At 52.2% G+C, this 20162-nt stretch carries 14 protein-coding genes; 9 read left to right on the top strand and 5 right to left on the bottom strand.

The genetic code is table 11. The features are described 5' to 3' along the window. The first annotated feature begins 39 nt into the window (after positions 1–39). Complete coding sequence (locus GY634_RS00725) at positions 40–486, top strand: hypothetical protein (RefSeq protein WP_166406667.1); 447 nt, start codon at positions 40–42, stop codon at positions 484–486. Between the two features lie 193 nt (positions 487–679). Here the strand turns inward: GY634_RS00725 and GY634_RS00720 are convergent, their stop codons facing one another. The 4 genes from GY634_RS00720 to GY634_RS00705 form a co-directional block, all read right to left on the bottom strand. After that, complete coding sequence (locus tag GY634_RS00720; protein ID WP_166406666.1) at positions 680–1885, bottom strand: hypothetical protein; 1206 nt, start codon at positions 1883–1885, stop codon at positions 680–682. A gap of 140 nt (positions 1886–2025) precedes the next feature. Next, entirely contained in the window at positions 2026–2262 is a 237-nt protein-coding gene (locus GY634_RS00715; RefSeq protein WP_423227279.1) for a DNA-binding protein, read from the bottom strand. Between the two features lie 95 nt (positions 2263–2357). Beyond that, positions 2358–2816, bottom strand: coding sequence for a hypothetical protein (locus GY634_RS00710; protein WP_166406665.1), 459 nt, complete (start codon positions 2814–2816; stop codon positions 2358–2360). 184 nt (positions 2817–3000) lie between these two features. Then, positions 3001–4380: a tyrosine-type recombinase/integrase gene (locus tag GY634_RS00705; protein ID WP_166406664.1), complete on the bottom strand. Its 1380-nt coding sequence runs from the start codon at positions 4378–4380 to the stop codon at positions 3001–3003. 514 nt (positions 4381–4894) lie between these two features. Between GY634_RS00705 and GY634_RS00700 the strand changes: the two genes are divergently transcribed. From GY634_RS00700 to brxL, 8 genes are read left to right on the top strand one after another with little or no spacing between them, the layout of a single operon-like run. After that, positions 4895–5089: a helix-turn-helix domain-containing protein gene (locus GY634_RS00700; RefSeq protein ID WP_121737843.1), complete on the top strand. Its 195-nt coding sequence runs from the start codon at positions 4895–4897 to the stop codon at positions 5087–5089. Then, a complete protein-coding gene (locus GY634_RS00695; protein WP_166406663.1) occupies positions 5086–5706 on the top strand; it encodes a DUF1819 family protein in 621 nt (206 codons plus the stop codon). The genes GY634_RS00700 and GY634_RS00695 overlap by 4 nt, the downstream gene beginning before the upstream one ends. A gap of 3 nt (positions 5707–5709) precedes the next feature. Continuing rightward, a complete protein-coding gene (locus GY634_RS00690; RefSeq protein ID WP_121737845.1) occupies positions 5710–6321 on the top strand; it encodes a DUF1788 domain-containing protein in 612 nt (203 codons plus the stop codon). Positions 6322–6335: 14 nt separating this feature from the next. Further along, the gene (brxC, locus tag GY634_RS00685; RefSeq protein WP_166406662.1) at positions 6336–9908 is read left to right on the top strand and encodes a BREX system P-loop protein BrxC; all 3573 of its coding nucleotides are present in this window, start codon (positions 6336–6338) and stop codon (positions 9906–9908) included. Positions 9909–9920: 12 nt separating this feature from the next. Next, a complete protein-coding gene (gene pglX / locus GY634_RS00680) occupies positions 9921–13409 on the top strand; it encodes a BREX-1 system adenine-specific DNA-methyltransferase PglX (protein ID WP_166406661.1) in 3489 nt (1162 codons plus the stop codon). 1 nt (position 13410) lies between these two features. Continuing rightward, a complete protein-coding gene (locus GY634_RS00675; protein WP_166406660.1) occupies positions 13411–14883 on the top strand; it encodes an AlbA family DNA-binding domain-containing protein in 1473 nt (490 codons plus the stop codon). Between the two features lie 2 nt (positions 14884–14885). Further along, positions 14886–17393, top strand: coding sequence for a BREX-1 system phosphatase PglZ type A (gene pglZ / locus GY634_RS00670; protein ID WP_166406659.1), 2508 nt, complete (start codon positions 14886–14888; stop codon positions 17391–17393). A 14-nt stretch (positions 17394–17407) separates the two neighbouring features. Next, positions 17408–19504 (top strand): BREX system Lon protease-like protein BrxL, encoded by a 2097-nt coding sequence (brxL, locus tag GY634_RS00665; RefSeq protein WP_166406658.1) that lies wholly within the window; start codon positions 17408–17410, stop codon positions 19502–19504. Between the two features lie 16 nt (positions 19505–19520). Here brxL and GY634_RS00660 read toward each other — a convergent pair whose 3' ends face one another. Then, positions 19521–20123 (bottom strand): recombinase family protein, encoded by a 603-nt coding sequence (locus GY634_RS00660; RefSeq protein ID WP_166406657.1) that lies wholly within the window; start codon positions 20121–20123, stop codon positions 19521–19523. Positions 20124–20162 lie beyond the last annotated feature (39 nt).

Below are 20162 nucleotides of genomic sequence, written 5' to 3'. Positions count from 1 at the left end.
ATACGTTTCCATCCACTGAATCTACCCTAGAAAAGTAAAATGCGCATCGAACGATACATCATCAGAACATTTGCAGAACGAATCGAAACAAGCATTATTGCTCACTCAAAAAAACACCTCAAACAGCTTGGAGGTAATGCATTGTTCTCAGGTGATGATTCGCCACTACTCAACTTATGGGATGAAATCTGCTTTCAGCAACAAGCAGGAGAGTCATTTTACTGGTTCGCCTATCAAGAAGTTATTGATCAGATCGTATTAGAGCGCATCCATCTGCTCGACCATGCTGCTAGATTGACACTTTGGGCTCAAACTGACGAAGGTTTTGACTGGCTTTATGATCAAGAGGACAGCGAAAGCGGGAATAAAACCGCTCCAGAAGATGCTCCCATAAGCACAGATGCAATACTCACGTATATGCGAGGTTTACTACTACGGAAAGCTACAGACGAAGAAAATGAGCGAGCCACTAACTACCATTATTAACTTAGGAAAAATTAGCTGATACCAAAGCGAGAAATGCTAACAAATGCCAACACTCAGCCCATCTGTATTGCTCCATCATTACTCCCTCTTCTGACCTAGATCTCATAGAGCATCACGTCTTACCCTATGATTGAAATAACTCGTTGATACTTACTATTGCTTACCCATTCCATCAGCGGGAGTGTAGTTGCCGCTAAGAGAAAGCCCAACGATAGCGACTAGCACGTTTACCCGCACCTTTTTCCACAAGATCGATAACACCATCTTTCAACAAAGCAGCAAGTAATTTGGCAGCCTCTGTAAAGTGCATCTTCAATAGCTCTCCTGCTTGCCGCGCACTGATGAAAAAAGGTTCTGGCTCGTGATATCTAGCAAGACGTAAACAAATCTTGATCAATGCATTTCCGTACTCTCCATACCCTAATGCTTGAACCCCCTCCGGTAAAGGGTCTCTCTCAAACCCTTGCAGCGCATTATCTAGGACTACACCCGTAGGAAAGCGAACCTGTTCCCAGCCTCGGGAGAAGTCAGCCCATGTAATACCAAAGTCTTTAGTTCCGATAACAGGTAATGCCAATCTATGCCATTCCTGCACAATTGGCCGAAGCTCGTAAAGTGATTCGTTCGGCATTTTCCCCCTTAAATATCGAGCCAATTCAAATAGAGCCTTATTCCTCTGACCTTCTTCGGTAGGAATTGTATGGTGTGGAACACCTACAGAAGAGTACAGAAGATGACCTGTGTGATCCTCTGTAATCCTCCGTGCTCTTCTGTTCTCTTCTGTAGGTCTAAGTTCAGCCGACATAGATATAAAACCAGGAAGAAAAACAATAGCCCCTACGCGCCAAGCATGGCCAGTGACAGTGAGATAACGTTTCTCTGAATACAGTTCCACCTTAATCCCATCAATAATGCCTTTACAGCGCTTAGGAGGCTCTTTGGAGAGCCCAAAACCACGCAAACCATTCCCTGATGGCGAAAACTCAATATACTTACAGCCTATGCGATCTAGTAGGGCAATAGCTTGTGGATTAGGCCTACCATTCTCAACACAATCATCAAGATCAACACCCACAAGACCATCACCATCCAACACAATACCAACACCCTCTCTTCCCCCTTCTTCATAAGCGGTTCGTGCCACCTCAAACGTCCCCCATGTCTCTGGATCGTTGACGTTCGCTAACCCGTTTGTCATCCTTGGATCAAATGGTTTTTTTGCTGCATCCCATGTCACCCAACACGCACGTTCTTTTAATTCGATGGGTATATTTTCAAATTCAGGACGTAAGGGATATTTATACAGATTGCTACGCATCGACATTCCCCTGTACTGATTCTGAGCAAAAAGGATACCTAGCACAGCGACGATGAAAGTCACCAAGGCTTCGTCGGTCATAACTTGTTTTGGGGCCTTGACGTAACACCTTCAAGATATGCTGACGCTGAACCTCGCGGGAGGTAGACCGGCCCACATACAAATGATCTAGGGCTGTAACATACATAACAGTTTTGCTGTAATTAGAGGTGTCTTTCATTTCATACCTCCATCACTGCTTTTATGTCAGCCACGCGCCACGCAAGACGACCATTCACACGAATAGGCTTGATCGGTCCATTTTCCAGACAAGCCCATACACGTAATGTCTGTGGTTTTCGATTTAAATAGTATGCAGCAGTAGCGGTATCTACTGCCGGACGATTAATAGTTTCAAGAGAAGGAAAATCTAAGGACATCCCGATAGCAGGCACCTTATAAGCTTGTGAAGTATTCATGCCCAATCACCTTAATAAATTGCAGGTGATTCAGATTCTTTATCGTAGATACACAAACTCATATACTAGTGTCCACCTGTGGCCACTAGTGACCACTAACGGCCTTGCCGCACCATTTTCTTCCGTAACGCATTCTTAGTGAAGAACCTAACAGCGTCCTCATCCTGCGTATACACTACATACTTGATTCCCTCACCTTCAACGTACTCCTTGATCGGTGATGGCGGAAACTCTAATTCTGCAATCCGCACCATTTCAGCCCATACAGACTGATAGTTATTAGGCTCGTTAACCGCTCCCCTCGCCATATTAATAATATGGTCAAGCGCATGCATTCGACTGCTAACCCTATACGTAGTTTGTGTAGCCCCTAAACACGCTATCACCTCCTCATACTGTTCTGGGGACATGTGCTTTTCATCTATTTCTATCCCTATAGCCTGCATATTCAGGAACGACATGAGCTCTCTAATGCTGCATGGAAACGCTAACACCGGCTCGCTTAAATTACCCGTAGGATGATATCCAGTTAATTCAGCCCGCTCTTCAGGCATCAACCAGATCTCCGTGCTTGGGACCTTGATGTATACCCCATCTGGCCGAATAGATAACCAATCACACCAAGTGTCTAGGCACTCATCAATTTGACATATCCGTAGGAAGTCGCTGTATCCAATATTTTTCATTGCCTATCCCTTCTTGTCTGTTCACACTGCCAACCCCACATCTGCTAGCCAGTCACAGTACAGAAGTAATGAGCTTTAACTTTTCAGATTGCTTGTCATTCTGCTCAATACCAGCCTGATCTAATATCCAACCCTCAATTTTGGAATGCCACATACGCAGCAAATCCAAGGGGCGACGGCGGTAATGTTTTTCAGCAGTCGCGCTAGGCTTATGACCTTGAAGTTGTGCCACTACACCAGCAGGACACTCCACCCATTCTGCCAAAGTACCAAAAGAACGGCGCAGACCATGTATGGTCAGGTGAGGTAATCCGGCAGCCTGTATGGCCTTGTTATGAGCAACTCGCGGTTCTTGTATACGCCCACTGGCAGCGGTCGGACTAAAGAACACCCACTGCGAAGGCTTCCAAGTTTTACCTTGCTCTTTTAATCGATCTAAGTGGTGAACATTTGATGGCATGCTATTAAGTCGCTGCAAGTTCAGCAGCAAGCTTTTAACATATGGCGTCATGGGTATGGTGCGTGTGCCTTCCACTTTATCGCGTATGGTTAGGCTCTCCCACTGAAAATCAATATCAGTCCATTGCAACTCGGCCACTTCCTCACGACGTGCGCCAGTCAGCAAGGCTGTTTGTAAGTAAGCACTAATAACCGGATTAGCAATGGCTCGCACGTATTGAAACCATAGCGCCAACTGCTCACGTTGCAGGCAATCGTCTTTGGCTTGTGCTTTAGGTAACTCAGCACGCATCACTCGAGTACTGCAAGCATCAGGCTTCGCCTGCCCCTTGTACTCTGGCCTATCAGAACACCAGTTAAGAAAAGCGCGTAATCGAACAAAAGCGCTACGTGCCACAGTAGGGCGGTGCTGTTGCTCTCGCAACCAATCTGTAATAGCAGTGCGGTCGATTTTCACCAAAGGGAGCTGCAACAGACCGTACAGCGGCCCCGATAAGGTTTTATCACCTTCTCCTTTTTTACGCCCTCTTGATTTTAGCTTTCCCCCAGCATCGGATAAGCGTTGATGATCTAACAAAGTGCGAGCACTCCATTTGCTGGTACGTGCTTTAAGGTAATCATTCCAGGCATCTAGCGCAGGCGCTCTGTCTAATATAGCCCTAGCGCGCTTGGCTGTATCAGCAGCGGTTGCTTCAGCCTTTACTTCTCGAGGGTCTCGGCCATCATCAATAATGATTTGCAAGTTACGGGCTTTCTCACGTGCTTTATCAATTGTCCATGCATTTACATCGCCGATAGTTACTCGGATACTTTTACCTCCTAACCTTCCTTGAAAGATAAAAGCCTTTGCTCCAGCGGTAGCACGTAATGCAAACCCAGGTGCATCACTATCCCATAAGAAGGCTTGGCTCTTTCCTTCAGGGCAGCCAAACTCCCGTACCCTACCTGCCGTCAGTTTTACTCGCTTGCTCATTGTTTACACCGCCCCATGTAAGCACTATGTAAACAAAATTATGGAATACCACTCAACATTAATCAACCTTCGCATCTTTTAAATCACCCCAAAAACCGCATAAAACATGATCTTTGTCTTTTTCAATCAACATCAATAAATATCAAAAAATACTATTTCTTTCGCACTTGTAATGCGAAGGTCGAGGGTTCAACTCCTTTAGCCGGCACCAAGTATTAAAGCGGGTTACCGCAGAAAATGGCCTCCCACACGGGAGGCCATTTTTGTTTGTAGGGCACAGCTAGGGCACATTCTGCAAAAATCTTGGATATACAAGTATTACAACAGCCTGATTAGAAAACACATCGCTCGCCCAGCCCCTTGCACCAAACTGATACAAACAATTACGGTAACCTTGTTCCTTCGGTTCAAATCGGCAACGAGCGTTTGACATCAGGCCGAAGCAAAGATATTGTTACTTTATCGTATGGGGCATCTTTGTCCCGTTATTGTGTTCACGTTGCTCACTACACCCATGACCGAACTCGACGACCGTTGGCTGTCCATCCACGACATTTGTAAGTACCTTGGGGTCAGCAACGACACCGTGTACAAATGGATCGACAAGCACGCCATGCCTGCCCACCGGATGGGCAGATTATGGAAGTTCAAGCGCGACGAAGTAGACGCCTGGGTGAAGGCCGGTGGCGCGGCGGAGCATCACGAATGACCCCCATTGCTTCACCTTCCACGGGTTATCGCATGTCCTTCACGGCAGCCAGCCTATGTATTCGTGAATCCGCAATACTGGCACAGCGTTATCTGGATCTGGGAAACTGGGAACAAGTAAGCAGCGAGGCGTTCTCCGAGAACCTGCTGCAGGTCAGGACACAAAGTTCCTTGCGTCGCCTGTTGCGCGAACTGACTACTCGCCTGGAAACCCTCAGTCCCGCAGAGCTGGAATTACTGACCAAAGCCACCGAGCCGCACCAAGCCCAGGTCTTATGGCTGGCTGTCTGCCGTTGCTACCCCTTTGTTGCCGAATTCGCTGCCGAAGTCGTACGCGAACGGTATTTGTCGTTGAAGTACGAGCTACCGCTTGAAGAGTTTGATGCTTTCTTCAACCGTAAGGCGCAATGGCACACCGAGCTGGATTCGATCAGCCCATCCACACACAACAAGCTGCGTCAGGTGTTGTTCCGCCTACTGCGCGAAGCAGGTTTGCTGTCTACACAACGCACCATTCAGGGTGTTCAGCTTAACCCCCAACTCGCGCAATTGCTCCGTCAGGGTCGTCCCGAAGAAGCCCTGTACTTCCCCACTTTCGACACACAGATCAAGACCTGACCCATGCCTCACGACATCGCTCGCCGTCCAATAAAAGAACGCTTTGACCACCTTTGTGCGGTCATGTCGGGGCAGCGTTTTCTGCAAAAGCAAGGGTTGGGCAATGAGGTTCCCTTCTTCATCTGCCCCTACCCGCCTGAAGAGGCGGTGGCGATGGACCGCCTACGCAGACAGCTAACCCAGCATCTTGAGCAAAAGGGTGTCCAGGTTCTGGAGATCAATCTTTACGACCTGACCATCGAACTTCTGCACACACGCGGTATCTGGGAACAAATACTGGAAGTAGAGCCTACCGTCAGTAAGGAAGAGCTCAAGGAGCTGTTGCAGGGGGTACTGGATCCTGAAAGCCACCTGGTGCCCGCCATTGCACAGAAGTTGGCTACGCACACCTTCGACATCCTGTTTTTATCCGGTGTAGGTGAAGTCTTCCCCTACATTCGTTCCCACAACGTGCTGAACAACCTGCAAAGCACAGCCAAAGAAAAGCCCACTGTCATGTTCTTTCCTGGCTTGTATACCCAGTCGCAGATATCCGGCGCGTCGCTGGATCTGTTCGGACGCCTGCACGATGACAAGTACTACCGGGCCTTCAACATCTATCACTTCGAAGTATGAACGAGGAAAGCGGCATGCATTTGAAATCCATTTTCAGCAAACCGGTCGATCGCCCCATTGAAGGCGTCATCAAGGCCGACGACGAAGCCAGCCTGCGCCTCGAAATCGAGGAATATGTCCTCACCAACGAGGTGGAAAAGCGGCTGGAGGCTTTTCTTGAGGCCTACAACAACTACACCCATGCGAACGGGGTGTGGATATCCGGCTTCTTCGGCTCTGGTAAGTCGCACTTGCTGAAAATGCTGGCCCTGGTGCTGGAGAACCGCTCCATAGACGGCGCCAGCACGCTGGATCTGTTCTTGCCCAAATGCGGTAGCAACGAGATGCTACGCGCCGACCTGAAAAAGGCCGTAGCCGTTCCATCAAAGAGCATTCTGTTCAACATCGACCAGAAAGCCGCCATCATCAGTAAGACTGAAATTGATGCCCTGCTATCAGTGTTCGTGAAGGTCTTCGATGAGATGTGCGGCTACTACGGCAATCAGGGTCACATTGCCCAGTTCGAGCGCGACCTTGATAGTCGAGGCCAATACGGAGCCTTCAAACAAGCATTCGAGGCGGTCGCCGGCAAACCCTGGCACATCGGGCGCGAACAGGCCCTGCTCGAAAATCGCAACATTGCGCAAGCCTATGCTCAGGCCACCGCCACCGAGGCAGACCAGGCATTGGGCATTCTAGACAAATACCGTGCTCAGTATCGGGTGTCCATTGAAGACTTCGCCGAGCAGGTGCGGCGCTGGGTAGACCAACAAGGGCCGGAATTTCGCCTGAACTTCTTTGTCGATGAAGTGGGGCAATACATTGCCGAGAACACCAAGCTAATGACCAATCTGCAAACCATTGCAGAAAGCCTGGCCACGAAATGCCGTGGCCGCGCGTGGATCATCGTCACCGCGCAAGAGGACATGAGCACGGTTCTGGGTGAAATGAACAAGCGCCAGGAAAACGACTTCACCAAGATTCAGGCGCGTTTTTCCAATCGCATGAAGTTAACGTCGCAAGACGTTGCCGAAGTGATCCAAAAGCGCCTGTTGGCCAAGACGGAAGACGGCGCCACCCAACTCGCACAGATCTACCATGCCCAATCGAACAATTTTAAAACCCTGTTCGATTTCGCGGATGGTAGCCAGCATTATCAGAACTTCCGCGATCAGGAACACTTCGTCAATAGCTACCCCTTCATTCCGTATCAGTTCGCGCTGTTTCAGGCATCCATACAGAACCTGTCGAAACAGAACGCCTTTGAAGGCAAGCACAGCTCTGTCGGTGAACGATCCATGCTGGGCGTATTCCAGCAAGTCATCATACAGATCCGCGACACCAATGTGGGCCAGTTGGCCACATTTGACAGGATGTTCGAAGGCATCCGCACCGCGCTGAAATCCAACATTCAACGCGCCATCTTACAGGCAGAGCAACACCTGGGCGATGAGTTCGCAGTACGCCTGCTGAAAGCGCTGTTCTTGGTCAAGTATGTAAAGGAGTTCAAGCCCTCGATACGCAACCTGTGTGTATTGATGCTGGAAGGCTTCGAACAAGACCTACCCGGCCTGAAGCACCGCGTGGAAGAAGCGCTTAACCTGCTGGAAAACCAGACCTACATCCAGCGTAACGGCGAGCTGTTCGAATTTCTGAGTGACGAAGAAAAAGACATCGAACAGGAAATCAAAAACACCGATGTCGATACCACCGACGTTGCCGAGGAGCTTCAAAAGATTGTGTTTGACCAAGTGCTAGGGCAGCGCAAGATCCGAGTGAGCCTGGGTACTTCAGCCAACCAGGGTCAGGATTACTCTTTCGCCCGGCGTCTGGACGACCGCCTGCACGGCCGCGATCACGAACTGAGCATTCACGTGATCAGCCCGTTTCATGAGCACGTGGAAAGCGAGCAGATGCTGCGCACTGCTTCGGCCTACCAGATGGAAGCGCTGTTTGTCGTGATGCGGCCTGACGAACAGTTGATGCGCGAACTGCTGATGTACAAGAGAACTGAACGCTACATCCGGCAGAACATTTCCATTACCCAGAATGAAACCACCAAACGCATTCTGTATGACAAAGGCCACCAGAATCAGCAGCGCGAAGCGCGCATCCGCCTGCTGGTGCACGAGCTGATCGGCAACGCCAGGCTGATGATTGCCGGGGCCGATGTCGAAGTCACGGCCAATGAACCTGCCACACGCATCACCCGTGGCTTCCATGAGTTGGTTAGCCGGGTGTACCCCAACCTTTCCATGCTGCGCGGTGTCGTTTACACCGAAAACGATATCCGCCGCTGCCTGGAATTGGCCACTGACGGTCTGATCGGCAATGATGCTGCCACTCTGCCGGAATCCGAGCAAGAAATTTTGGCCTTTATTCACGGCAATCAGCGTGAAGGTGTTCGCACCACTCTCAAGAGCGTGCTGGAACGGTTCGAGCGCAAGCCTTACGGCTGGTACTACGCCGCGATCCTGTGCCTGACGGCCAACCTGTGGGCCCGCGGCAAGCTGGAAGCACGCAGCGACAGCAATCTGCTGGAAACCGATGCGTTGGAGCAAGCCCTGCGCAACACCAGCGCCCATGGGCATTTAGTGTTGGAACCGCAGATCGAGTTCACCGCATCTCAGGTTCGCGCGCTGAAAGAGTTCCATGAGGAGTTCTTTGGCCCGCCCAGCAGCAGCGAAGCCAAAGCCCTGGGTAAGGAAGCCTCGGCCAATGCCCAGCGCCTGATAAACGAAAAAATCAAACCACAGCTTGCGCAGGCAGACCGTTTTCCATTTCTGGAGAACCTGCAACCGGTGCAACAGACCCTGCAAGATTTGGCCGGCAAACCTTACACATGGTGGCTGACCGAACTGCGCCAGCAAGAAGACAAGCTGCTGGCCCTGAAAGAAGACATCCTGGACCCCATCCTCAGTTTTATGGGGGGGTCACAGAAAGAGATCTACCTGGAAGCTCGAAACCTGTTGCAGTCACAGGAATCGAACTTTCACTACCTTGAAAGCGACACGCCAAAACAGATCCAGGCCATTCTGGCTGACCCCAAGTGCTACCGCAGCAACCGCATGCAGCAGCTCAAAGGGCTGGTAGACACTTTAAGGGCTGAAGTCACTGCTGCAATCAAACAGGCCACAGATCAGGCGCTCGCAAAACTGAGTGGCTTGCAATCCCGACTGCAAGGCATGGAAGAGTACCAGGCCTTACCCGCCCCCAGGCAGGAAGAGCTCAACCGACCCTTCCAGGACTTGCAACAGTACATTGAACAGACAACGCTGATCGCGGCCATAAACGACCGCATGCACCACTTCGAAGAGCAGGGGTATGCCACCTTGCTGGAAAGAACCGCAGCCTTAGGACAACAAGCCCTCACCCCCGAGCCCATCAGCTCGGGCTCAGACAACAGCAACCGCATTCAAGACGTACCACAGCCGTCTGCGCCAACGCCCGTACCCCCTGCCGCCCCAAAAATCGTACCGGCCCGCAGTTTAAAACCCGACTACCCCAAGGCGTGGCTGGCAACAGAAACCGATATTGATAATTACCTGGATGCCTTACGTAAAGCCTTGCTCAGCGAAGTGCAGCAAGGTCACAAAGTGCAGATTTAAAGGGTAGGAAGGATGGACACCTCAAAATTAAAGAAGTTCGCTCAGTTCGCCCGTAGCAGTTTGATCGAACAGGTGGGTTTGAAGCTTGACTCTGTACTGACCACAGACAGCCTGGCTCGCCGTGAAAGCACTGAAGCGGTCAAAACACTGGAAAAGGCCATCGCCGACAATAGCCGGGAACACGTGATTGAACGCGTGGCCTATATCTGGTTCAACCGTTTCTGCGCTCTGCGCTTCATGGACGTGAACCGCTACACGCGGGTGGGTGTAGTATCACCCGCCGAAGGCCAATTTCAGCCCGAGATTCTGGCCGAGGCCAAAATGGGCCATATCGACGAAGATATGGTGCCTGCCACCGTGCGTCAGGAAATCCAAAGCTTATTGTCGGGCCGCACCCCCAGCCGCGACTCACAAGGCGAAGCCTACCACCTGCTGGTGGTCGCCGCCTGCCGCGACTGGCACCGGAATATGCCTTTCTTGTTCCAGCACATCGACGACTACACCGAACTGTTGCTGCCCGACGACCTACTGTCGGAGAATTCCATTCTGGCCTACACCCGCGAGGCGATGACACCAGACGCCTGCGAAAGCGTGGAAGTGATTGGCTGGCTGTATCAGTTCTACATCTCTGAAAAGAAAGACCAGATCTTTGACGGCCTGAAAAAGAACCAGAAGATCACTCCCAACAATATCCCGGCCGCCACCCAGCTCTTCACCCCGCACTGGATCGTGCGCTACCTGGTGGAAAATTCCCTCGGCCGCCTGTGGCTGCTCAATCGTCCCGGCTCGAAGCTGGTCGAGAAGATGGACTACTACATCAAACCCGAACAGGCCGAGACGGATTTCCTGCGCATCAGCAAGCCGGAAGAGATCAAGATTTGCGACCCGGCCTGCGGCTCCGGCCACATGCTCACCTATGCCTTTGACCTGCTCTACGCCATCTACGAGGAGGAAGGCTACGAGCCCGCCGAGATTCCGGAAAAGATCCTAACGAATAACCTCTACGGCATCGAGATCGACGAACGCGCCGGGGAACTGGCGGCGTTCGCCCTGACCATGAAGGCCCGCGCCAAGCAACGCCGGTTCTTCAACAAGGGGGTCAAGCCAAACATCTGCGTGCTGGAGAACGTCCATTTCGACGAGGGCGAGCTGAAGAGCTACATGGACTTTGTCGGGCGTGACCTGTTCACCGCGCCGCTGCAAACCACCCTGCGCCAGTTCGAAGAGGCCGACAACTTCGGCTCCCTGATTCGTCCCGATGTTACCGACGTGGACGGCATGCTCAAGATCCTGGAGTCAAAAAACGTCTCCGGGCAGCTGTTTATCAGCATGACTCATCAGAAGGTGCTGCAAGCCTTGCGGCAGGCTGATTACCTGAGCCCGAAATACCATGTGGTGATTGCCAATCCGCCGTATATGGGTGGAGGCGGCATGAATAACCGTTTGAAAGTTTTTGCTCAAGAGAATTACAAGGCCAGCAAATCTGATCTGTTTGCGATGTTTATTGAACGCAATCTCGATCTTGGGGATGCAAGATCTTTTGTTGCGATGATAACCATGCAAAGCTGGATGTTTTTGACTTCATTTGAAAGCTTAAGAACTAAATTGTTAACCCAGAAAACTCTCATTTCATTAGCTCATCTGGGGCCGCGTGCATTCGACAGCATAGGAGGAGAAGTTGTTTCTACAGTGGCTTTTGTTCTGAAGAATGCCTCTGACATGGCTTACAAGGCATCAAATATTCGCCTAGTTGAAGGACGAAATGAACAAGAAAAAATGCGTCTTTTAGTCAAAGCTATAAAAGGCGAAATGCCAGAAATCCATCATCTCGCTTCTGCTATCGACTTCAAAAAAATACCAGGAAGCCCATTCGCCTACTGGGCAAGTGAGCGAATCAAAAATGCTTTTAATAGACCAAAGATTGAGTCTTTAACAATTTCTGATGGGCAAACAAAAACGGGAGACAACGACAAATACCTAAGATGTCTCTGGGAGGTTAATGCTTCATCAATAGGAGTAGAAAACAAATGGGTCAAACATCCAAAGGGTGGTGGTTTTCGCCGTTGGTATGGAAATGTTGACAATCTAATAGACTGGTCTGAAACAGCGAGAAAGCATTATCGAAGTGACCGTGTCGCTAGGATATTGCCAGAATATTTATGGTGGAAAAAAGGCTTTTGTTGGACACTTATAACCACTGGAAAACAGTCATTTAGGGTTGTTAGCAAGGATGAAATTTTTAACCTCGCTGCCCCCACGTTATTTCCCAAAAACGAAGAGGACCTATTCCTGTTGCTAGGGTTGGTGAATACTCCAGTAACGGAATACATTACAAAATTGATGAATCCGACGATCAACATGAACGTCGGCGAGATTCAAAGCATCCCTTTAGTCGATGTTGATAAAAACGCTGTAGATGGCATTGTTAAATCTTTGGTGAACCTTTCTGGTGACGATTGGAACTCCTACGAAACCTCCTGGGACTTCACCAGCCTGCCGCTGCTGAATCCCGACAACCGTCAGTCAACTCTGAAGGCCACCTACCAGAAGCTCCGCGCCCAGTGGCTGGAAGTGACCCTGGAGATGCAACGACTGGAGCAAGAGAACAACCGTATCTTCATCGACGCCTACGGACTGCAGGATGAGCTGGATGAAAAGATTGAACTTAACGAGATCACCCTGACCTGCAACCCGCACTACCGCTACGGCAACGACAAGAGCGAAGACGAGTTGGAGGCGTTACTGCTGGCCGACACCATGCGCGAGCTGGTCTCCTATGCCGTCGGCTGTATGTTCGGCCGCTACGCGCTAGACAAGCCGGGGCTGATCCTCGCCAATCAGGGCGAGACCATCGAGGACTACCTGAAGCTAGTTCCGGAGCCGAGCTTCCCAGCGGATGACGACAACGTCATCCCCATGCTCGACGGCGACTGGTTCACCGACGACATCGCCGAGCGATTCCGCAAGTTCCTGCGCGTGGCCTTTGGCGACGAGCACTACGAGGACAACCTCCGCTTCGTTGAGCAGGGCCTGAACATCAAGGGCAAGCGTAACTACGGCATCCGCGACTACTTCCTCGGCGAGTTCTACACCGACCATGTGAGGCGCTACAAGAAGCGCCCCATCTACTGGCTGTTTAGCAGTCCCAAGGGCAGCTTCAACGCGCTGATCTACATGCACCGCTACCGCCCGGATACAGTCAGCGTGGTGCTGAACGACTACTTGCGCGAGTTCCGTGCCAAATTGCTGGCGCGCAAGAACCACCTGGAAGCCCTGGGCATCAGTGCCTCTACCAGCCAAAGCGATAAAACCAAGGCTCTCAAGGAAACTGAGAAAATCAGCAAGATGATTGCCGAAGTGGATGCCTACGAGCGCGACACGCTCTATCCGCTGGCCACCCGGCAGATAGAGATTGACCTGGACGATGGTGTTAAAGCCAACTATCCGAAGTTCGGCGCTGCCTTGAAGAAAATTCCAGGCTTGGAAACCAAGGACGATTGAGATGAACCCACCGATCACACAACTACTGACTGCCGGTGAGGGAAAAACGCTGGAGTTCAAACGCGATCTGTCGTCCCCTCGCAATATTCTGAAAACCCTGGTGGCTTTTGCCAACAGCGCAGGCGGCCAGTTGCTGATCGGTATCGGTGATGATGGCCAGGTGATCGGCGTAGAACAGCCACTGGATGATGAGGAACGCCTCTGCAATCTGATAGCGGATTCGATCAGTCCGCATCTGGTGCCCAATGTGGAAATCGTGACTCATGAGGGCAAAAACGTCTTGATGGTGGAAACCTACCCCAGCAGCTCACGGCCCCACCATCTTAAAAATGAGGGCCATGAGAAAGGGGTGTATGTACGCCTGGGGTCAAGCAATCGCCCAGCCAGTCCGGAACTTGTCGCTGAGCTCAGGCGCTCGACGACGGGTGTGACCTTCGATGAACAAGCCATGCCTGAGCTAAGCATCGCTGACCTGGACATTGACGCGGCACAGCACTTGTTCGGGCCAGAACATCCCCTCTCAGAGGAAGCGCTACTGACCTTGCGGTTGCTGGTGCGCGAACAAGGGCGCTTGGTACCCACCAAAGGCGCAACCCTGCTGTTTGGTAAAAATCGCGAGCAACATTTCCCCGACGCTTGGGTGCAGTGCGGACGATTTATCGGAACCGACAAAGCGCGTATTTTTGACCATATCGAAATTCATTCTCACCTCCCCCTCTGTGTGGAGCAGATTATGGATTTCCTGAAAAAGCACGCCATGCGCAGCGCTGACTTTTCCAAGGTTCAGCGCAAGGATGTCTGGAGCATCCCCCTGCTGATCCTGCGGGAAGCCGTCATTAATGCACTGGTGCATGCGGATTACTCCCATCAGGGAGCCCCTATCCGGGTGGCTTTTTTCGATGACAGAATCGAAGTGGAAAACCCAGGCATCCTCGTGCCAGGCATGACGGTCGAAGCCATGAAGCGCGGTGTCTCCAACCTGCGCAACCGGGTTATCGCCCGGGTGTTTCGTGAGCTGAAACTGATCGAGCAATGGGGCAGCGGCGTCAGCCGCATTTTCCGGGAAGCACAGGAACAAGGGTTGCCCGAACCAGCCATTGAAGAAATTGGCATGCATTTGCGGCTAACCGTGTTTCTTACAACTCCGGTAGCAGCCGCCCCGAGCACCGAAGAAAGGCTAGAGTCAGAGGCCGGGCCAGAGTCGAGGCTAGAGTCGAGGCTAGAGTCGAGGCTAGAGTCGGCGCTTGCAGCTAGAGTCGTTCTGCTCCTGACCGACCAAACCGCAAGCAAGACAGAGCTTGCGCAGTTGCTTGGCCAGAAAGCCGTTTCCGGCGCTCTGAACCGCCAAATTCGCCATTTGCTAGACCAACACATCATTGAAATGACGCTGCCTGACAAACCCAATAGCCGTCTGCAGCAATATCGGCTGACTGAACAAGGCCAGGCCCTGGTCGCTGAACTGAAAGGGGTCTGAGCATGAGCAACCCAAGAATCACTCAAGCGCTGAACAACTTGTTCACCAAGCACCGCATCGTATTCTGGTACGACAGCCACCGGGAGTTCCGGGCCGATTTCGACTCGCTTGCGTTGCCCGATGTCACGCCGATTGAGCTTGCCAACAACGAGTTTGCCGTGAAACACCGGATACTGCGTACGGCCCCCGAAGACAAGTTTCTACTCTTTCATGATGGCCCCGCACCTGCCGAGCTGGATAACTGGCTGCTGGATGTCATGCTGGCTCATGCTGAATTCCGTACAGATCAAAACGCCATCTGGCTATCTGAGCTGGAGCTAAGCCCAACCCCGGAATTCATGAGCCTGCTACAGGATCACAACGAATTCTTCCAGGCCGCCAAGCGCCGTGACTCTCTGAAGAAAATCCTGCACAAACAGGACACGGCCGGTCAGGTTCGTATCAAGATGCTGGCCGTCTGCGCCGACAGCGATGCACGAATCGATGCAGTACTGGAGCACTTGCTGCAGGAACTGGCCGACGATGGCAGCGACAAGTTCAAACTCATTACCCGTTGCAAGCTCGATGCCTTTCTGTGGGAGCAACTGGGTCGCCACTTTGCTTACCATTCAGAGAACCCCAGCCTGCGCGACTTCGCCATTGAACTGTTCAAGTCCTGCTATGCCATGGGAACGGACGGCACCTTAAAGCTGAATGGCGATGCCCTGGTGTTTCTGAAGCGGTGGAAAAACAGCCGCCTCTTTGCCGAAGCCTTTGAAACACTCTCCAATGAATGTGCCCAGATACTGGGCATTGAGCAAGATCTAGGCACGCGCGACTACCGCGCACTGATGGATCTGGATTACTTCCGCCTGATTGACCAGAAAATCATCAGTGACCTGGTGCGCGAGGTCGCCGGGCAAACCGTTGCTGCCGGTGAGGTAGCACAATGGGTGCGCCAGCGCCGCCAGAGCCATTGGTATGGGCAGTTTCAGCACCTGTATGAAGCCCTGGATATTGCTGCGCAATTCACCCAAGCCCTGGCTGATGCCCGTTTGGAAATGTCCAGCATCGCCGATGGTGTGCAGCGTTATAGCCGCACCTGGTACTTGCTGGATCGCCACTACCGCAAGTTCATCTACCACGTCCGTAATTCTGGCCAGACATCGCTGATGGGGCCATTAGCAGAACGTATTGAGAACCTCTACACCAATAATTTCCTGCTCAAACTGGGCGACCGCTTTCAGGCCTGCGTAGATGGCGCCAAGCACTGGGAAGCCCTGCCTGTTCGTCGCCAGGACGAATTTTTCAAGCACTGGGTACAGCCCTTCCTGGATAGAGACACGCGCGTGTGCGTAATTGTGTCCGACGCCATGCGCTATGAAATCGGTGAAGAATTGCTGAGCCTGATTCGACGCGAAGACCGCTATGGCGCCGAGCTACAGCCGGCGCTGGCCATGCTGCCCAGCTACACCCAGCTAGGCATGGCCGCCTTGCTACCGCACAAGAAACTGGAAATCACCGATAACGACCAGGCGGGCGTACTGGTTGATGGCGTCAGTTCCCAAGGCACTATCAACCGGAACAAGATACTGTCGCAGGCGCTTGGTGGGCACGGCCAGGCCATGAAAGCGGAGGATTTCATGCAGTTGAACCGTGAAGAAAGCCGTGAAGTCCTGAAAGCCAATCGTGTCCTGTACCTGTATCACAACCGTATTGATCACACTGGCGACAAGCTCCAGTCGGAAGGCCTGGCCTTTGACGCAGCTGAAGAAACCTTGACCGACATCGTGCAGCTGGTGAAGAAGCTGACCGCAGCGAACGCCAGCAATATCCTGGTGACTGCCGATCACGGCTTCATTTATCAAAACCGCGAATTGGCCGAGAGTGACTTTCTCGCTGCCAATGTGGCGAGCGACAAGGTCCTGTTTCGTAACAGGCGCTTCCTGCTCGGCAAGGAATTAGAGCCTCACCCCAGCGTACACACTTTTGTCCCATCACAGCTTGGCCTGCAGGGCGAGATCGGGGTACAAATTCCGAAGTCGATTAACCGCCTGCGTCTGCAGGGTTCAGGCAGCCGCTTCGTGCATGGCGGGGCCACCCTGCAAGAAGTCGTGATTCCGGTGCTGAAGATCCACAAAAAACGCCAGAGCGACACGGCCTTGGTGGAAGTGGATATTCTGCGCGGCGCGAGTTCCGTTATCACCTCGGGGCAACTGGCCGTGACGTTCTTCCAGACCACACCCGTAACCGACAAGACACAGCCACGGATATTGCAAGCGGGCATCTACACCGATGACGACGAACTGATTTCCGACAGCCACGAACTGCATTTTGATCTGGACTCCGACAACCCGCGTGAGCGTGAATTAGCGGTGCGTTTTGTGTTGACCCGCCAAGCCGACGACGCCAATGGCCAGGAAGTCAACTTACGGCTGAACGAACAATACGCCGGCACCACGCACACGACAATCTACAAATCGCTGCGTTATACGATTCGCCGCGCATTTACGAGCGATTTTGATTTTTGAAGTAAGGGCATACGATGAACGCATTGGACCAAAAAATCAACGAACATTTCCCTGGCTTGGTGGTCCGCAAGGATCTCGTCAAAACGGTCAAGGGCAATGCCATCGTGCCATCGTATGTCCTGGAGTACCTGCTAGGGCAATACTGCGCCACCAGCGACGAAGCCAGCATCCAGACCGGCATTGAAACCGTCAAGCAGATTCTGGCTCAGCACTACGTACACCGTAACGAAGCCGGGCTGGTTCGTTCAAACATTCGTGAGAAGGGCCGATACAAGGTTATCGACAAGATCAGTGTCTCGCTGAACGACAAAGAGGACGTGTATGAAGCCGAGTTTTCCAACCTGGGAATCAAAAAGGTATTGGTGAACCCCAGCACCATCAAAACCCACCCCAAGCTGTTGGTGGGCGGTGTCTGGTGCATCGCCGATCTTGAATACATGGCCACAGAAGACAAGAACGCCAGCCCCTGGCTGCTTTCTTCACTGAAGCCCATTCAACTGTCCCACTTCGATTTTGACGGTTATGCACACGCCCGGCGTCAGTTCAGCACCGATGAATGGATAGACCTGCTGATACAGAGCGTGGGATTCAACCCCGAACTCTTTAGCCGCCGCAGTAAGTTGACCCAGCTTGTGCGCTTGATCCCTTTCTGTGAACGCAACTACAACGTGATTGAGCTCGGCCCCAAGGGCACGGGGAAATCTCATATCTATTCAGAATTTTCGCCGCACGGCATGTTGATTTCAGGTGGGGAAGTCACGGTTCCAAAGCTGTTTGTGAACAACTCCACAGGCAAGCTCGGCCTGGTGGGCTACTGGGATTGTGTTGCCTTTGACGAATTCGCCGGCAAGCAAAAACGTGTAGACAAGGCCTTGGTAGACATCCTGAAGAACTACATGGCCAACAAGTCCTTCTCGCGCGGGGTCGAAACCTTGGGCGCAGAAGCCTCCATGGCCTTCGTGGGCAACACGCAGCACACCGTACCTTGGATGCTGCGCCACTCTCACCTGTTCTGCGACCTGCCCGAGAAATTCTGCGACTCGGCTTTCCTGGATCGTATCCATTTCTACATTCCAGGCTGGGAAGTGGATGTTATCCGCAGCGAGATGTTCTCCAGCGGCTATGGCTTTGTGGTGGACTACCTGGCCGAGATCCTGCGCGACCAGCGCAACAAGGATGAATCGCATCGCTACCAGGAGCACTTTACCCTATCGTCTGACATCTCCACCCGCGACCGCGACGGCATCCATAAGACCTTCTCCGGTCTGATGAAGATTCTGTACCCGCACGGTGAAGCCACGCGAGAGGAAATAGAAGAACTGCTGCGCTTTGCCATCGAAGGCCGGAAGCGGGTCAAAGACCACACGATGCGCATCGACCCCACCTACCCGCCTGTACGATTTACGTATACCGACGCAGCAGGTAATGAACACGCGGTCACTACCCTGGAAGAACGGGAGTACCCGTCGCTCTACCAAAAGGCTGGTGCAGGCACCGAAAAGCCTGAAGCGGGTGACAGCGTTTCGGTGGAGAGTACCGGTAAGTCGGCCAACAACGCTGCAACGGCAGTCGCATCTGACCGAAACCTTGCTGCGGTCCTGAGTAACGCTGCAGCCGAACCAGAGCTGAAAGAACAGCATCTGAGCTTCGAAGAAAACCAGAAAGGAATCTCCTACGACAGGCTGATCGGCCCCTACATCAAAGGCGCCACGACCCTGACGATCACCGACCCGTACATCCGGTTGTTCTTCCAGATCCGCAACTTGATGGAACTGCTGGAAACCGTAGTCAAGTTCAAAGCCCCCGACGAAGAGGTGTCGGTGCATCTGGTGACCGTCGAAGACGAGTTCAAAGGCGAACAGCAGAAGGAAAACTTCGAGAAGATCCAGGCAGGCGCCGCCGCCGCAGGAATCGACTTCGCCTGGGTCTTCGATACCTCGGGAACACTACACGCCCGCCACATCGTCACCGACCACGGCTGGAAAATATCGCTTGATCGAGGGCTGGACATCTTCCAGCACTACGAAATGAACGACGCCTTCTCATTTGCCAATCGCCTGCAGCAGCACCGGGCTTGTAAGGCGTTTGAGGTGACTTATATTAAACAATAAGCGTTTTTCACCAAGGCTAAGAAACCGCCTCACTGGCCTTCCTTGATGAGTCATTTTTTTCGTCAGGAACGGTGACGTATTTGTAAACTGTCGTACGCGATACCCCATAACGCTGCGCAACATCGGCAATTCTGGTTTCAGGATCCATAAGAAGCAACCTGATCTCTCGTACCTGCCGTTCAGACAAAGCTTGAGGCCTTCCCCCATTACGGCCACGAGCACGGGCAGCCGCTAATCCCGCAGAGGTTCGCTCTCGGATAAGGTTTCGCTCAAATTCCGATAGGGCGGCAAACACATGAAAGATGAGCTTACCAGCAGCGCTGCCTGTCTCAATTTTTTCCGTCACGCTCTCGAAGCAAACTCCATCCTGCTCCAGCTGGGCAATTATCTGAACCAGATCTGGTAACGAACGCCCCAACCGGTCCAACCTCCATACAACTAAAGTATCCCCATCGCGCAACGCCTTTAGGCATTGTGCGAGCTCTGGACGCTCTGTGTTCCGACCGCTTTTGGCTTCTTCATAAATTACATTGCAGCCTGCGCTCCGCAACGCATCACGTTGTAGGTCCAAATTCTGATCATCAGTCGATACTCGCGCATAACCAATACGTTTACTCATATCTTTTATGAACATAGATTAACGAACGAGTATTTTGAC

Source organism: Paenalcaligenes suwonensis, from assembly GCF_011290505.1.
Classification (GTDB): domain Bacteria; phylum Pseudomonadota; class Gammaproteobacteria; order Burkholderiales; family Burkholderiaceae_B; genus Paenalcaligenes; species Paenalcaligenes suwonensis.
Note: the sequence above shows the minus strand (reverse complement) of the source record. Positions and strands in the feature narration are given on the sequence as shown.

Coding starts and splice junctions, on each gene's coding strand:
- pglX (WP_166406661.1), top strand. CDS start 9,921: ATGGACACCTCAAAATTAAAGAAGTTCGCTCAGTTCGCCCGTAGCAGT.
- GY634_RS00700 (WP_121737843.1), top strand. CDS start 4,895: ATGACCGAACTCGACGACCGTTGGCTGTCCATCCACGACATTTGTAAG.
- pglZ (WP_166406659.1), top strand. CDS start 14,886: ATGAGCAACCCAAGAATCACTCAAGCGCTGAACAACTTGTTCACCAAG.
- GY634_RS00675 (WP_166406660.1), top strand. CDS start 13,411: ATGAACCCACCGATCACACAACTACTGACTGCCGGTGAGGGAAAAACG.
- brxC (WP_166406662.1), top strand. CDS start 6,336: ATGCATTTGAAATCCATTTTCAGCAAACCGGTCGATCGCCCCATTGAA.
- GY634_RS00705 (WP_166406664.1), bottom strand. CDS start 4,380: ATGAGCAAGCGAGTAAAACTGACGGCAGGTAGGGTACGGGAGTTTGGC.
- GY634_RS00725 (WP_166406667.1), top strand. CDS start 40: ATGCGCATCGAACGATACATCATCAGAACATTTGCAGAACGAATCGAA.
- GY634_RS00715 (WP_423227279.1), bottom strand. CDS start 2,262: ATGAATACTTCACAAGCTTATAAGGTGCCTGCTATCGGGATGTCCTTA.
- GY634_RS00690 (WP_121737845.1), top strand. CDS start 5,710: ATGCCTCACGACATCGCTCGCCGTCCAATAAAAGAACGCTTTGACCAC.
- GY634_RS00720 (WP_166406666.1), bottom strand. CDS start 1,885: ATGACCGACGAAGCCTTGGTGACTTTCATCGTCGCTGTGCTAGGTATC.
- GY634_RS00695 (WP_166406663.1), top strand. CDS start 5,086: ATGACCCCCATTGCTTCACCTTCCACGGGTTATCGCATGTCCTTCACG.
- brxL (WP_166406658.1), top strand. CDS start 17,408: ATGAACGCATTGGACCAAAAAATCAACGAACATTTCCCTGGCTTGGTG.
- GY634_RS00660 (WP_166406657.1), bottom strand. CDS start 20,123: ATGAGTAAACGTATTGGTTATGCGCGAGTATCGACTGATGATCAGAAT.
- GY634_RS00710 (WP_166406665.1), bottom strand. CDS start 2,816: ATGCCTGAAGAGCGGGCTGAATTAACTGGATATCATCCTACGGGTAAT.